Consider the following 14,861-nt stretch of genomic DNA (forward strand, 5'->3'; position numbering starts at 1 on the left):
AAGAAGATATCTCTCAAATTTACTTTAGTCTTCATGAATACTTTTTCGTCCGTCGCGTCGGTGCGGTATTTGCCGGATCATCCGGCCAGACGTGTTTGGGATAACGCCCTTTCATCTCTTTTTGCACCTCGCGATACGCTCCTTTCCAGAAGGCCCCCAAATCTCGTGTGATTTGCAGCGGCCTTTGGGCAGGGGAAAGCAACTCCAGCACCAGCGGCACGCGCCCCTGGGCGATCGTCGGATTGGTGGCCTCGCCAAACATCTCCTGCATTCTCACCGCCAGCGCGGGCGGGTTATCTTCATGATAACGAATGGCGATCCGGCTTCCCGTCGGCACAGTGTAATGCGCAGGCAATTCACTATCCAGACGTTGCTGCATTCCCCAATCAAGTAATCCGCGTAGCGCCTGAAAAATATCGAGTGATTTCAGGCCGCGTAGCGAATGTACGCCTGTCATATGCGGCAGTAGCCACGTTTCCAGCGTCGCCAACAAACTTTCATCATCAACCGCTGGCCAGTCATATTCTGGCAACCACCTGGCGGCGCATAACAAACGCAAGCGTAGCTGTTCCGCTTCCGGCGTCCAGTTAAGCACGCTTAAGCCTTTTTCACGAATGCCGTTAAGCATCGCCTGATGCAGCTCGTCTTCTGAAGGCTTCGCCAGCGGCTGCACTTTTACCGTCAGTTGGCCGATTTGCAGCCGACGCCACGCTTTCAGCGTACCTTGCGCATCATCCCACTCCACGGTGTCCGATTGCTGCACCAGCTGCGGACAGCGTTGTACTAATTCATCGATATCGACCGGTAGCGCCAGTAAAATCCGCGCATCCGGCGAGGCGCTACCCTGCAATAATAACGGTGCGATCAACCATTCGTGGCGGCTGAGCGCATCATCGGCATCGAGCATTGCCCCCATGCCGTTTGCCAGTTGATAGCGCCCCTCTTGCCCACGGCGGCGAGCGATGCGATCGGCAAACGCTCCGGCAAGTAACGGTGCGATAAGCGAACTGTCTGCCTCACCGCCGCGTACGTTTAAGCGCTTTAACAGTTGCTGGCTACGTTGCTGCCAGGCAGGTTGATTGCGCGAAAACGCCACGCCCAGGTCACAATTGCCCATCCGTGGCGGCTCTTCGAGAATGGCGGCAATTTTTGCAGCGGTAGCAGCTTCGTCGTCGCTCTTTGCGCTCACCAGCATTGCCGCTAAACGCGGATCGTTACCCAGCGTCGCCATTTTCTGCCCTTTCGTGCTTAGCCGTTCACCGTCCATCGCCCCCAGCATCCGTAACAGGCGTTTCGCGGCCTGTAAATTCACGGCTGGCGGTTGATCCAGCCAGCTCATCTGCGTCGGATCGCTGCATCCCCATTGCAGTAATTCCATCAGCAAACCGGAGAGATCGCTTTGTAATATTTCTGGTTCACTTTGCGCGGAGGCGCGTTCTGCTTGTTCTTTGGCGATTAAATGTAAACAGATCCCCGGCTCCAGACGTCCGGCACGCCCGGCGCGTTGCGTCATTGATGCCTGGCTAATGCGTTGGGTAATCAGCCGCGTTAGCCCCGTGCGCGGATCAAAGCGCGCCACACGTTCCTGAGCACAATCCACCACCAGACGAATACCTTCGATGGTTAAACTGGTTTCAGCAATATTGGTCGCCAGCACCACTTTGCGCATCCCTTGTGGTGCCGGAAGGATCGCTTTTCGCTGATCGTTCAGCGTCAACGCGCCATACAGCGGGCAGAGCAACACATCACTACCGATGCGCGAAGCCAGTTGTTCCTGAACGCGCTGAATTTCTCCGACACCCGGTAAAAATAACAGTAATGAGCCGCTTTCCTGATGCAGCAATTCGGCGGTGGCAACCGCCACGGCTTCATCAAAACGCTGATGAGCGGGCAGCGGTAAATATCGGCGTTCAACCGGAAACGAGCGCCCTTCTGAGATGACGACGGGCGCTTCTGGCAGCATCTGCTGCAAGCGGTCATTGTCCAGCGTAGCCGACATAATCAGTAGTTTAAGGTCATCACGCAGCCCCTGTTGCACATCGAGTAACAGCGCCAACGCCAGATCCGCCTGCAAGCTGCGCTCATGAAACTCATCGAGGATCACCAATCCAACGCCGCTCAGTTCAGGGTCACGCTGGATCATGCGCGTCAACACGCCTTCGGTAACTACTTCCAGGCGAGTATTTGGCCCGACACAGTTTTGCGCGCGCATCCGGTAGCCTACCGTATCACCTGTTTTTTCGTTAAGCAGTTCCGCCAGTCGTTGCGCAACGTTACGCGCCGCCAGGCGACGCGGCTCCAGCAGGATAATTTTTCCGTTAATGCCGGGATGCGCCAGCAGTTGCAGCGGCAGCCAGGTTGATTTCCCGGCCCCGGTCGGCGCACTTAATAACACCTGCGGTGCACCATCGAGGGCAGCAAGTAACTCAGGTAAGACGACGGCAACGGGCAACGACGACACAAAACGCTCCAGAGGGTTAACATTCTTCGCGCCACATTGTAGCATCGCGGTAATGCATAACCGAGTACCTCACATGTCTGAACCGCAACGGCTGTTCTTTGCTATCGACTTACCTGCAGAAATCCGCGAACAGATTATCCACTGGCGCGCCGCACAGTTCCCACCAGACGCGGGACGTCCGGTCGCCGCCGATAATTTACATCTGACACTGGCATTTTTAGGCGAAGTCAGCGCAGAGAAAGAGAAGGCGCTTTCTCTTTTAGCCGGACGGATTCGTCAGCCCGGTTTCACACTCACGCTTGATGACGCCGGTCAGTGGCTGCGTTCGCGTGTGGTATGGTTAGGGATGCGTCAGCCGCCACGCGGCTTAATCCAGTTGGCGAATATGCTCCGTTCACAAGCTGCACGCAGCGGTTGTTTTCAAAGCAATCGACCGTTTCATCCACATATCACCTTATTGCGCGACGCCAGCGAGGCGGTGACAATCCCGCCGCCAGGCTTTAACTGGTCGTATACGGTGACGGAGTTCACCCTTTACGCCTCCTCGTTTGCCCGTGGGCGCACACGCTACACGCCGCTAAAACGCTGGGCGCTAACGCAATAACAAGGATTGTCGCAATGGAATTTTCTCCCCCTCTACAGCGCGCGACGCTAATTCAACGTTACAAACGCTTTTTAGCCGATGTGATCACACCCGATGGTTGCGAATTAACGCTACACTGCCCGAATACGGGTGCGATGACCGGATGTGCAACGCCTGGCGATACCGTCTGGTATTCAACTTCAGACAACACAAAACGGAAATACCCACACACCTGGGAGTTAACCCAAAGCCAAAGCGGCGCATTTATTTGCGTCAATACACTTTGGGCTAACAGGTTGACGAAAGAGGCTATCCTTAATGAATCCATTTCAGAACTGTCAGGATATAGCTCTCTGAAAAGCGAAGTAAAATACGGCACCGAACGCAGCCGTATTGACTTCATGTTGCAGGCGGATTCGCGTCCAGACTGCTATATTGAAGTGAAATCGGTTACGTTAGCGGAGAACGAACAGGGATATTTTCCCGATGCGGTCACTGAACGAGGTCAGAAACACCTTCGGGAGTTGATGAGCGTAGCGGCTGAAGGCCAGCGTGCGGTTATCTTTTTCGCCGTGCTGCATTCAGCCATTACACGGTTTTCACCCGCGCGCCACATCGATGAGAAATACGCGCAACTATTGTCAGAAGCTCAACAGAGGGGGGTAGAAATTCTGGCTTACAAAGCAGAACTTTCTGCTGAAGGCATGGCTCTTAAAAAATCACTGCCGGTTACATTGTAGTAGAGTAAGTAACTGGTTAATTTACATTCTGGTCGCGTGCGCAAATACGCTTTTCCTCACACAGTTGTCAAGTGTTACGTTTAGATAATTGCTATCCGGAAAAGCTTCTGCTATTTATAGCGGCCTCATTTTTCCCCCGAACATGGGGATCGATAGTGCGTGTTAAGGAGAAGCAACATGCAAGAAGGGCAAAACCGTAAAACATCGTCCCTGAGTATTCTCGCCATCGCTGGGGTGGAGCCATATCAGGAGAAGCCGGGCGAAGAGTATATGAACGAAGCCCAGCTGGCGCACTTCCGTCGTATTCTGGAAGCATGGCGTAATCAACTCAGGGATGAAGTCGATCGCACCGTTACACATATGCAGGATGAAGCAGCCAACTTCCCGGATCCGGTAGACCGTGCAGCCCAGGAAGAAGAGTTCAGCCTCGAACTGCGTAACCGCGATCGCGAGCGTAAGCTGATCAAAAAGATCGAGAAGACGCTGAAAAAAGTGGAAGACGAAGATTTCGGCTACTGCGAGTCCTGCGGTGTTGAAATTGGTATTCGTCGTCTGGAAGCGCGCCCGACAGCCGATCTGTGCATCGACTGCAAAACGCTGGCTGAAATTCGCGAAAAACAAATGGCTGGCTAATTACAGCCGTTCCATCACGTTTACCACAGGCGGGAAATGCTCCCGCCTTATTTTTTGTTCAACGAGATGACAGACACACACTATATTGGCCGCTTTGCCCCCTCTCCTTCCGGCGAGCTTCATTTTGGCTCTCTGATTGCCGCGCTTGGAAGCTTTCTACAGGCTCGCGCCCGGCAAGGTCGCTGGCTTGTTCGCATTGAAGATATCGATCCGCCTCGTGAAGTTCCCGGTGCCGCAGAGACCATCCTGCGCCAGCTGGAACATTACGGTTTACACTGGGACGGCGATGTTCTCTGGCAATCGCAACGTCACAACGCCTATCGCGAAGCACTCGCATGGTTACATGAGCAAGGGTTAAGTTATTACTGCACCTGCACGCGCGCACGTATTCAAAGCATTGGCGGTATTTACGACGGTCATTGCCGGGAGTTGCATCATGGGCCAGAAAACGCTGCTGTACGTATTCGCCAGCAGCATCCGGTCACCCAGTTTACTGACCAGCTGCGCGGCATTATTCATGCCGACCAAAAACTGGCGCGGGAAGATTTTATTATTCATCGTCGTGATGGTCTATTTGCCTATAACCTGGCGGTGGTCGTTGACGATCACTACCAGGGCGTGACAGAAATTGTTCGTGGCGCGGATTTGATCGAACCCACGGTGCGCCAAATCTCGCTGTACCAGCTTTTTGGCTGGCAGGTGCCAGATTACATTCATTTGCCACTGGCACTTAATCCACAAGGCGCTAAACTTTCCAAGCAGAATCATGCGCCTGCGTTGCCAAAAGGCGATCCTCGGCCGGTGTTAATCGCGGCACTTCAATTTCTGGGCCAGCAGGCAGAAACACACTGGCAGGATTTCAGCGTCGCGCAAATTCTCCAGTCAGCCGTCAAAAACTGGCGGCTCACCGCAGTGCCTGAGTCGGCAATTGTAAATTCAACATTCTCAAATGCGTCATGCTGAGCTATGATTAGCCGCTATTTTTTTGTCCTGAATGATGTTTGACACTACCGAGGTGTACTATTTTTACCCGAGTCGCTAATTTTTGCCGCAAGGTGCTAAGCCGCGAGGAAAGCGAGGCTGAACAGGCAGTCGCCCGTCCACAGGTGACGGTGATCCCGCGTGAGCAGCATGCTATTTCCCGCAAAGATATCAGTGAAAATGCCCTGAAGGTAATGTACAGGCTCAATAAAGCGGGATACGAAGCCTGGCTGGTTGGCGGCGGCGTGCGCGACCTGTTACTTGGCAAAAAGCCGAAAGATTTTGACGTAACCACTAACGCCACGCCTGAGCAGGTGCGCAAACTGTTCCGTAACTGCCGCCTGGTGGGTCGCCGTTTCCGTCTGGCTCATGTGATGTTTGGCCCGGAGATTATCGAAGTTGCGACCTTCCGTGGACATCACGAAGGTAACGTCAGCGACCGCACGACCTCCCAACGCGGGCAAAACGGCATGTTGCTGCGCGACAACATTTTCGGCTCCATCGAAGAAGACGCCCAGCGCCGCGATTTCACTATCAACAGCCTGTATTACAGCGTGGCGGATTTTACCGTCCGTGATTACGTTGGCGGCATGAAGGATCTGAAGGACGGCGTTATCCGTCTGATTGGTAACCCGGAAACGCGCTACCGTGAAGATCCGGTACGTATGCTGCGCGCGGTTCGTTTTGCCGCCAAATTGGGCATGCGCATCAGCCCTGAAACCGCAGAACCTATCCCACGCCTGGCAACCCTGCTAAACGATATTCCTCCGGCACGCCTGTTTGAAGAATCGCTTAAACTGCTACAAGCGGGCTACGGTTACGAAACCTATAAGCTGCTGTGTGAATATCATCTGTTCCAGCCGCTGTTCCCGACCATTACCCGCTACTTTACGGAAAATGGTGACAGTCCAATGGAGCGGATCATTGAGCAGGTGCTGAAGAATACTGACACGCGTATTCATAACGATATGCGCGTCAACCCGGCGTTCCTGTTTGCCGCCATGTTCTGGTATCCCCTGCTGGAAACAGCACAGAAAATTGCCCAAGAGAGCGGCCTGACTTATCACGACGCTTTCGCGCTGGCAATGAACGATGTGTTAGACGAAGCCTGCCGTTCACTGGCGATCCCGAAACGGCTTACCACTTTAACCCGTGATATCTGGCAGTTACAGTTGCGCATGTCCCGCCGTCAGGGTAAACGCGCATGGAAATTACTCGAACATCCGAAGTTCCGTGCCGCTTATGACCTGCTGGCACTGCGTGCAGAAGTAGAACGCAACGCCGAGCTACAACGTCTGGCGAAATGGTGGGGTGAGTTCCAGGTTTCCGCGCCGCCAGACCAAAAAGGGATGCTTAACGAACTGGATGAAGAACCGTCACCGCGTCGTCGTACTCGTCGCCCGCGCAGACGTGCGCCGCGCCGTGAGGGCACCGCATGACAGTGGCGTATATTGCTATCGGCAGCAATCTGGCCTCTCCGCTGGAGCAGGTCAATGCTGCCCTGAAGGCAATAGATGACATTCCTGAAAGCCGCATTCTTGCCGTTTCTTCGTTTTACCGCACCCCACCACTGGGGCCGCAAGATCAACCCGATTACTTAAACGCAGCCGTGGCGCTGGAAACCTCTCTTACAGCTGAAGAACTCCTCAACCACACACAGCGTATTGAGTTGCAGCAAGGTCGCGTCCGCAAAGCTGAACGCTGGGGACCGCGCACGCTCGATCTTGATATCATGTTGTTTGGTAATCAGGTCATAAACACTGAGCGCCTGACCGTTCCGCACTATGATATGAAGAATCGTGGATTTATGTTGTGGCCGCTGTTTGAGATCGCGCCGGAACTGGTGTTTCCTGATGGTGAAACGCTGCAAGCAAGACTCACTACTTTCCCTCCCTGCCCACAGCACTGGTAAACCACATTTCTGGAAAAGCGTATTGGGTAATGCAATGTTGTATAATATTATTTTATAGTTTCAATGAATTAATTCTCTCTCCCCCATCATAAAAATCACAAAAAAACAGCATTAAACATATAATTACGGCAAATATATTTTCATGACCTATATTATCTTTTCTCTTTATAAGAGGTTTTTAATGATAATGAACCAATTTATTCTGGGTACTATGCCTCACTCCCGGTATTAGCACTGGATAGCGCTTAACTGGATTCTGTCAGGCTGGGACGGGGGCAACAAGTGCATACAACGACCAGTCCTTAACGCGTAATTATTAATTTCTACAGCGTATTATCATATTATTTAAACCTGCCCAACCTCACCAAATACATTCATAAAATGCATAATTATAATAAATCATAAAAATCCATTCATCGAAGATATTTTTCTTTAAAGAGCGTGACATTTATAATAAGTATTGGTGAGAAAAATCACCCCCATTAATTTTTATAAGGATATTCCCATGTTAAAAAAAAGTGCTATTGCTGCGGCATTAGTGATGTTCACCACTTCTGCTTTCGCGCTGGATGGCGGTCAATTAGATTTCGCGGGTTTGGTGAGTGACAACACTTGCGTCTTGCACGTCAACGGTGGCGCCCAGGACGGTCAGATTACCCTGCAAACCGCCACAACCACTGAAGTTAATCAGGCCGGTGTTGTCCAACTTGCCAGCCCTGGCGCAAAACCGGAAGCCTTCTCTATTACGATCGATTGCTCGGACGATCCACAGGGCGCCTCTGCCAATCTGAGCATGGGTTCCGTGTTCTTCAGCAACAGTCAGGGCACTCTGAACAACGATCTCTCCATTAGCCAGGCGGCTACCGGGGTCGCGATTGCCATTCACTACCTTACCGATGCCACTACCTACGAACAGATGAGAGTTAACGACAGCACTGATGTTAAAAACCTGCTGTTTACCAACGGCAAAGCGGTTTACAACTTTAAAGCGTCATATGTAAAACAGGCAGCAACAGTTAACGCAACGGCAGGTTATGTCAAAACCAACGCCGCTTATACAGTGACTTACCAGTAAATATCTGCATCACCCGACAGCCCACGGGCTGTTGGGTCACTCAATAAGGATAGTGTTATGACCAGGATGTGTCAGTTTATTGTTTCCACTGCTTTCGTCGCATCGACAGCCGTTTTCAGCCTCACCGCGCAAGCAGATATTGTGCTTTCCGGTACGCGCATTATTTATAATGCCGACCAGAAAGACGTCACATTGCGCATGGAAAACAAAGGTGCCCGCCCACTATTAGTTCAGACCTGGATTGATACCGGCAGCGAAAATGCCGACCCCAGCACACTGAAAGTGCCTTTTACCGTGACGCCGCCGGTTTCCCGCGTTGATGGTAAAAAAGGCCAAACGGTTAAAATTGCCTGGAACGCCAGCCAGACCCTTCCAGCCGATCGCGAAAGCGTTTATTGGTTCAACGCGCTGGAAGTTCCCCCCAAGATGAACGATGCCGATGCCAAGGGAAAAAACATTCTGCAATTGGCTTTCCGTACCCGTATCAAGCTGTTCTATCGCCCAACCGGCCTGGCGGGTAACCCGGCTGATGCACCAAAACAGTTAACCTGGCGTCTCCAGTCTTCAGCCGGAAAAGTGGTGCTGCAGGCAACAAACCCAACGCCTTATCACGTCTCATTCAGCAGTATTACCCTTGCCTCAGGCGGTAATAAATATACCGTGGAAAGCAGTATGGTCGAGCCCAAAAGCAGTGCGGAAATGGTGGTAAAAGGCGCTCCCCGTTCTGTGTCTGGCGCAACAGTTGAGTACTCAGCCATTAATGATTTTGGCGGTGGCATTGACGGCAAAGTCAAACTTTGATGCCCACAGACGAGATCGGCTGAGATCGTACAATGAAGATCCCCCACGATGGCAAAAGAATTCAACGATCGCCGCTCGCTTGCCTGATTGCGTGTAGCCTGCTGCCCTGCACACAAAATGTGTGGGGGGCAAACGAGACCGTTGAGTTTGATAACACGTTCCTGATGGGCGCAGGTGCCAGAGATATTGATGTCAATCGTTACAGCAAAGGTAACGCAACATTGCCGGGGCGCTATGACGTCAGCGTGTTTATTAATAACCAGGCCAGCGCCAATCTGAAAATCGAGTTTATTGAATTAGACCCTGAACACGCTGCTCAGCCCTGTATCTCCACCAACACATTATTACAACTGCATATTCGCCAGCCAGAAAAGTTAGCGGATAACGCAATTTTGCAAAAACGCGAAAATGCTGCGCAGGATTGCCTGAACGTAGAGGTTGCTATTCCGCAATCGAGCGTCGCTTACAATAGCAACGATCAGCGGCTTGATATCAGCATGCCGCAAATCTGGCTGCAGAGAACCTATGCCAACTATGTCGATCCGTCGCTGTGGGATGAAGGCATCAATGCCGCAATGCTCTCTTACACCCTTAACGGCTGGCGCAGTGAATCCCCCAATCAAACCACAGAAACCAGCTACGCCGGACTGATGGGCGGTATCAATTTATGGGGATGGCATTTTCGCTCACATGGTAACTATTCGTGGGACAAAGAAGACGGCGGCAGTTTTGAATTTCAGGATAAATATCTGCAACACGATATCGCCGCGCTCCGCTCTCAGCTGGTAATGGGTGAAACCAATACCACAGGAGAAACCTTCGACTCGGTGCCTATTCGCGGGCTGCGACTCTATAGCGAAAGCCGCATGTTGCCCCCTACGCTGGCGTCGTATGCGCCTGTTATCCGTGGCGTGGCAAACTCTAACGCGAAAGTCACGATCACCCAAAACGGTTATAAAATTTATGAAACGACCGTGCCGCCTGGTCCATTCGCGATTGACGATCTCACGCCGGCAGGGTTCGGCGCCGATCTCGAGGTAACCATCACCGAATCGGACGGTTCAAAACGTACGTTTAGTCAGGCTTATTCATCGGTGATCCAGATGATGCGTCCCGGCGTGGGCAAATGGGATATCAGCGCCGGTGAGGTCAATAAAGAGGAACTCCGGGATAAACCGAATCTGCTGCAAGGAACCTACTATTACGGGTTGAGTAACACCTTCACCGGCTACACCGGCCTGCAAATGACCGATAACGGCTACTGGGCTGGTTTATTAGGGTTGGGAGTGAATACATCGCTGGGCGCTTTCTCCTTCGATGTTACTCAGTCTCATGCCGAAATTCCTGACGATAAAATCTATAGTGGACAGAGTTACCGTGTTTCATGGAACAAATATTTCGCGCCGACCGAAACCTCACTCAACATTGCCGCCTATCGCTACTCCACTGAAAACTATCTGGGGTTGAACGACGCGTTAACGCTGATTAATTCTGCCAACCATCCTGATGAAGAAGGCTATTCGGGGATTGTCAGTTATGCGCGCATGAAAAATCAGTTCAGCGTTAGCATTAACCAAACGTTAAAAAGTGATGAACGTGACTATGGATCTTTCTATGTGAATGGCACATGGACAGATTACTGGGTAACCAACGAATCACAGAGCAGTTTTGCCTTTGGCTACAGCAATGCCTTTAACTGGGCGAGCTACAGCGTCAGCCTGCAACGCACATACGACGAAGACAATAAGAAGGATGACTCGGTTTATCTGAGCGTGACCATTCCGCTTGATAAACTGCTGGGCCGCGATAGCCATCAGGGCGGGTTCAAAACCCTGAATACCAGCGTTAACAGTGACATGAAAGGGAGCTCACAATTTAACGCCAATGCCTCGGGCTACAGCCAGGATAATCGCTGGAGTTACAGCGTGAATACCGCCTATAACGTGCAGAAAAACAGCGACAGCCTGAAAAGTATCAGCGGTTATACCAGCTATGAGTCGCCGTGGGGAACATTTTCAGGCTCAGCCTCCACCAGCAGCGATCGCTCACGTCAGTATGGGCTCAGCACCGATGGCGGTTTTGTACTCCACCGCCACGGTCTGACCTTCAGTAACGACAGTTTTACCGACTCTGACACGTTGGCGCTGATCAACGCCCCGGGTGCAAAAGGCGCGCGCATTAACTTTGGTAACAGCACCATCGACCGTTTTGGCTACGGCGTGACCAGTTCACTGTCACCGTACCGGGAAAATACCGTCGCGCTCGATGTTAACGATCTGGATAACGACGTGGAGCTCAAAAACACCAGTAGCGTCGCCATTCCGCGCCAGGGTTCCGTCATTTTCAGCCACTTTGACACCGATACCGGGCGCTCCGCCATTCTCAATTTACTGCGTAGCAACAATCAGCCCGTGCCGTTTGCTTCCGATATTACCGACGAAAAAGGGACCTCTATCGGGACCGTCGGTCAGGGCAGTCAGGCATTTGTACGCGGCATTGCCGACAGCGGAGAACTGACGGTCACCTGGTATGAGAAAAATAGTCGCCAGCAGTGCCGTATTCATTATCAGATACCGTCATCACCCACCATGACCGGTAAAACCATCGTACTCAACGGCGTGCCATGCACCCAGCAATAATGTTCCAGGAGAGGAAATGAGAGCTTTTTTACTACCGCCCCTGCTGCTGCTGACGTCGCTTTGTCTGCGCCCCGCACTGGCAACCGATCTTTCGGTGAACTTTACCGCGACCATCAAAGAGACGACCTGTGCCATGACGCTCAACGCATTGAATGGGGCTAATATCAGCGGTGATACCGCAACAAATAACTATTATCTGGATCTGCCTGATATGGGTGTTTCAGACATTGTGAATAAATCGTCACTGTCGGAGGCTAATTTTAAAATCCTTGCCAGCAATTGTAATAACTATATTTCCGGCCTGTCGATGACCCTCAATGGCGCAGTCAGCAGCTATACAGATTCGTTAATCGGTAATGACCAGACTGTTTCCGGACATACCAACTATGTTGGTCTTGGTATTAAACGTATGAACGCTGATGAAAATCTCCGCTTTAAACTCAACGGTAGCCAGCGAGTTACCTGGACGAATGATGAAATAAGTAATGGATTAGATCTCACAGCCATGCTTCGTCAGACCACCACCGGGAATACGATCACCACAGGCCAATTCCAGGCCAAAGTGACTTTCGTCTTTACCTACCAATAGCAGGTTTGTTTATGAATTTTCACAATATAACCTTTGTCTTGCTACTGTGCTTTGGATATATCGCCATCGGCCACGCCGCCAGTAGCTCTATGGACGTTACGGTACGTGCTAAGGTCACTGCCAGTACCTGCACGGCGGAATTACGCGATGCGGAGGATCAGCAAGCCACCACCATCGCTATTGGCGATGTCTATCTCAACGAGCTTTCCGCTAAATCGAAATACCAGAACTTCAGCCTGGTGTTTTCACACTGCGAAGGGTTAGCAAAGGATCAGGCAAAAGTTGTGCTTTCTGCACAGACGGGCTGCGATGGCGCTTCCAGTACCGGTGGCGGATACCGTAATGCACTGACGACAGCGGACGATGATGCGGCAACCGGTGTTGCAGTTGAAGTGTGGACGACCAACCAGCCAGAAGGTCAGGGCAGCATTCAGCTTAATTGTAAAACCAAACCGACCAGTATTGTCGATTTAGCCACGGCAACAGGCTCGAATATTGTCCACTGGCCGCTCAGTGCCCGAATTGTTGTCGCATCGGATAATACCATCGCGGATGTCCGTGCAGGTCAATTCTCCACCAATGCTATCTTTTCTGTAACCTATGAGTAGATGATGATGAAAACATTTATCTACATGATTGCATTTTGGTTTTCATACAACGCCATTGCAGCCAGCACCAATATTAATATGACTGCCAATATCATCAGCACCAGTTGCCGGGTCACGCTCGACAATAATGGAAATATTGATTTAGGCACAGTGGATTATAGCTATCTGAATAATAATACCTCTGTCGATCGCGTCTATTCTGGCGGGCACCCCTTTTATATTACCGTCAGCGACTGCGCGCAGGTGGCGGGAAAAAATCCCGCCCACCTGACCGTCAGCTTTACGCCTCTGGCAGGCACCCTTGCGCCAACCAACCTCCAGGTATTCGCCAACCAGCAGGTCAACGGTGCAAAAAATGTCGGCGTGGTTATTTTATCGACCGAGGACGCACAGCATATTTTCAATGTGCTCGACACGCGTGGTCAACCGCAAAGTATTTACCCCGTGACGCCCGAAACGATCGCTAACGCGACATACCACTTTTACGCTCGGATGCAAAAAATTGACCCTACACAAGCGGTAACCAGCGGCGTGGTAAAAGCGAGCGTATTTGTTGGGGTCTATTATGAATAATCTATATCACTCTCAAGGATGAAGAGATGAACACGCAACATTTTTCCCGGTTTAAGCGGTGGTGTCTAACACTGCTGGTTCTTTTATCCTTCTATTCAGGCTGCCTGCACTCTGCCAACACAATAATCGTCGGCAACAAAACCTATTCAGGTTCGACGGAAAATAATTCCGGTCCACAGGGGGATGGCAGCGCAACGGCAACGTTCAGTACCGGGGCAAATCAGATAGTGATCCCAACCTCAGCGGGGCTACAAAGTAGCAACATCAGGCTCCAGCTGGGTTGGGTGGATACAAACTCATCAGGAAATAGCCTGATTTACTGTGGCGCTGGCGGAATGGGAACACCATTAACCCTGGAGAGCCATTTCGTTGATGCTCTGGTGAGTGCAGATGGCCACAAGCTCTTTAAAACCAATGTGCAGGGTCTCTACTTCAGGATGCACATGTACAATGTAAGCTCATTCAAAACAACCTCCAGCAGCGATATCTATATCGGTGATACCCCCCAACAAACATTGACATTAACGCCCGAGCATTCCGTATGCGTCGCCGATCTGGGGAATTACACAGCCGTAGGCGGTCTGGTCAGTAAAATTGATATTGAGTTTTATAATGATGGCACCTTCAATCCCAATACGACAGGTAGCATCGCTTTACTGAGCAACAAGGGATATCACTATTCAGTGACAAATGCAGCGCCTGGTGGTGCATTGACCTCGCACTATATTTATCAGACGTTCAATATGGGGAACGTGACGCTTAGCTCGCCAACCTGTACCTCAGCGGTCGTTTCGGGGAATACAGTTAAGGGAGATACCGTCAGCCTCGGTGAATATAACCCCAAAGACATCATTGATGGCGTTGACGGCATCCCTTTTGGTATAGCACTAAAGAACTGTTACCGGGTCACCAATATCGAGGTCAAAATGACTACCGGCGCCCCTGCAATGTCGGCTGCGTTATTGGGTAATTCGTTAACCGCCGAGGCCAATGCCGCCAACGGCGTAGGCGTGGAGATTAAAGGAAAATCGAACTCACATTATGCCGAGGTTGTTCTTCACCCTAACGATACCAACTCCGTTTATAAAGCCTATGTCGATACGACTGACACGTCGAATGGCATTATTGGTTCAGGCACATCGGGAACCGCAGCAAATCAAACGCTAAATTTTGTTGCCACCCTCAAACAAGACAACAATCAACAAATCAGAGGCGGGGATTTCAAAGCGACCGCCGTTTTCTCTATCACCTACCCATGAGCCCCGC

14 protein-coding genes are annotated in these 14,861 nt (G+C 51.4%); 13 read left to right on the forward strand and 1 reads right to left on the reverse strand.

The window, feature by feature from the left end:
• Window positions 1-31: 31 nt before the first annotated feature.
• Window positions 32-2,461, reverse strand: coding sequence for an ATP-dependent helicase HrpB (gene hrpB, locus AACU19_RS03880; protein WP_105278699.1), 2,430 nt, complete (start codon window positions 2,459-2,461; stop codon window positions 32-34).
• Window positions 2,462-2,534: 73 nt separating this feature from the next.
• Here hrpB and thpR point away from each other — a divergent pair, with 73 nt between their 5' ends.
• From thpR to AACU19_RS03945, 13 genes are all read left to right on the forward strand, one after another.
• The gene (thpR, locus tag AACU19_RS03885; protein ID WP_001294670.1) at window positions 2,535-3,065 is read left to right on the forward strand and encodes an RNA 2',3'-cyclic phosphodiesterase; all 531 of its coding nucleotides are present in this window, start codon (window positions 2,535-2,537) and stop codon (window positions 3,063-3,065) included.
• Between the two features lie 14 nt (window positions 3,066-3,079).
• Complete coding sequence (gene sfsA, locus AACU19_RS03890; protein ID WP_105278700.1) at window positions 3,080-3,784, forward strand: DNA/RNA nuclease SfsA; 705 nt, start codon at window positions 3,080-3,082, stop codon at window positions 3,782-3,784.
• A 177-nt stretch (window positions 3,785-3,961) separates the two neighbouring features.
• Complete coding sequence (dksA, locus tag AACU19_RS03895; RefSeq protein ID WP_001155227.1) at window positions 3,962-4,417, forward strand: RNA polymerase-binding protein DksA; 456 nt, start codon at window positions 3,962-3,964, stop codon at window positions 4,415-4,417.
• 66 nt (window positions 4,418-4,483) lie between these two features.
• The gene (gene gluQRS, locus AACU19_RS03900; RefSeq protein ID WP_170881815.1) at window positions 4,484-5,380 is read left to right on the forward strand and encodes a tRNA glutamyl-Q(34) synthetase GluQRS; all 897 of its coding nucleotides are present in this window, start codon (window positions 4,484-4,486) and stop codon (window positions 5,378-5,380) included.
• Window positions 5,381-5,439: 59 nt separating this feature from the next.
• On the forward strand, window positions 5,440-6,837 hold the full coding sequence (pcnB, locus tag AACU19_RS03905) for a polynucleotide adenylyltransferase PcnB (protein WP_203369798.1): 1,398 nt from the start codon (window positions 5,440-5,442) through the stop codon (window positions 6,835-6,837).
• Window positions 6,834-7,310: a 2-amino-4-hydroxy-6-hydroxymethyldihydropteridine diphosphokinase gene (gene folK, locus AACU19_RS03910; RefSeq protein ID WP_032302406.1), complete on the forward strand. Its 477-nt coding sequence runs from the start codon at window positions 6,834-6,836 to the stop codon at window positions 7,308-7,310. Before pcnB ends, folK begins: the two co-directional genes overlap by 4 nt.
• Before the next feature lie 505 nt (window positions 7,311-7,815).
• A complete protein-coding gene (locus AACU19_RS03915) occupies window positions 7,816-8,385 on the forward strand; it encodes a fimbrial protein (RefSeq protein ID WP_032302405.1) in 570 nt (189 codons plus the stop codon).
• 66 nt (window positions 8,386-8,451) lie between these two features.
• On the forward strand, window positions 8,452-9,186 hold the full coding sequence (locus AACU19_RS03920; protein ID WP_105278740.1) for a fimbrial chaperone: 735 nt from the start codon (window positions 8,452-8,454) through the stop codon (window positions 9,184-9,186).
• Between the two features lie 32 nt (window positions 9,187-9,218).
• Window positions 9,219-11,825 carry an outer membrane usher protein gene (locus tag AACU19_RS03925; RefSeq protein ID WP_105278701.1) on the forward strand — a complete coding sequence of 869 codons (2,607 nt, stop codon included), beginning with the start codon at window positions 9,219-9,221 and terminating at the stop codon, window positions 11,823-11,825.
• Between the two features lie 16 nt (window positions 11,826-11,841).
• Window positions 11,842-12,414 carry a fimbrial protein gene (locus tag AACU19_RS03930; protein ID WP_105272028.1) on the forward strand — a complete coding sequence of 191 codons (573 nt, stop codon included), beginning with the start codon at window positions 11,842-11,844 and terminating at the stop codon, window positions 12,412-12,414.
• Between the two features lie 11 nt (window positions 12,415-12,425).
• Complete coding sequence (locus tag AACU19_RS03935; RefSeq protein WP_105278702.1) at window positions 12,426-13,022, forward strand: fimbrial protein; 597 nt, start codon at window positions 12,426-12,428, stop codon at window positions 13,020-13,022.
• Window positions 13,023-13,595 carry a fimbrial-like protein gene (locus AACU19_RS03940; RefSeq protein ID WP_105278703.1) on the forward strand — a complete coding sequence of 191 codons (573 nt, stop codon included), beginning with the start codon at window positions 13,023-13,025 and terminating at the stop codon, window positions 13,593-13,595. It abuts the gene before it with no gap.
• 26 nt (window positions 13,596-13,621) lie between these two features.
• On the forward strand, window positions 13,622-14,854 hold the full coding sequence (locus AACU19_RS03945; protein ID WP_105278704.1) for a fimbrial protein: 1,233 nt from the start codon (window positions 13,622-13,624) through the stop codon (window positions 14,852-14,854).
• Window positions 14,855-14,861: the final 7 nt, after the last annotated feature.

Source organism: Escherichia sp. MOD1-EC4550 (assembly GCF_963876935.1).
Taxonomy (GTDB): domain Bacteria; phylum Pseudomonadota; class Gammaproteobacteria; order Enterobacterales; family Enterobacteriaceae; genus Escherichia; species Escherichia coli_F.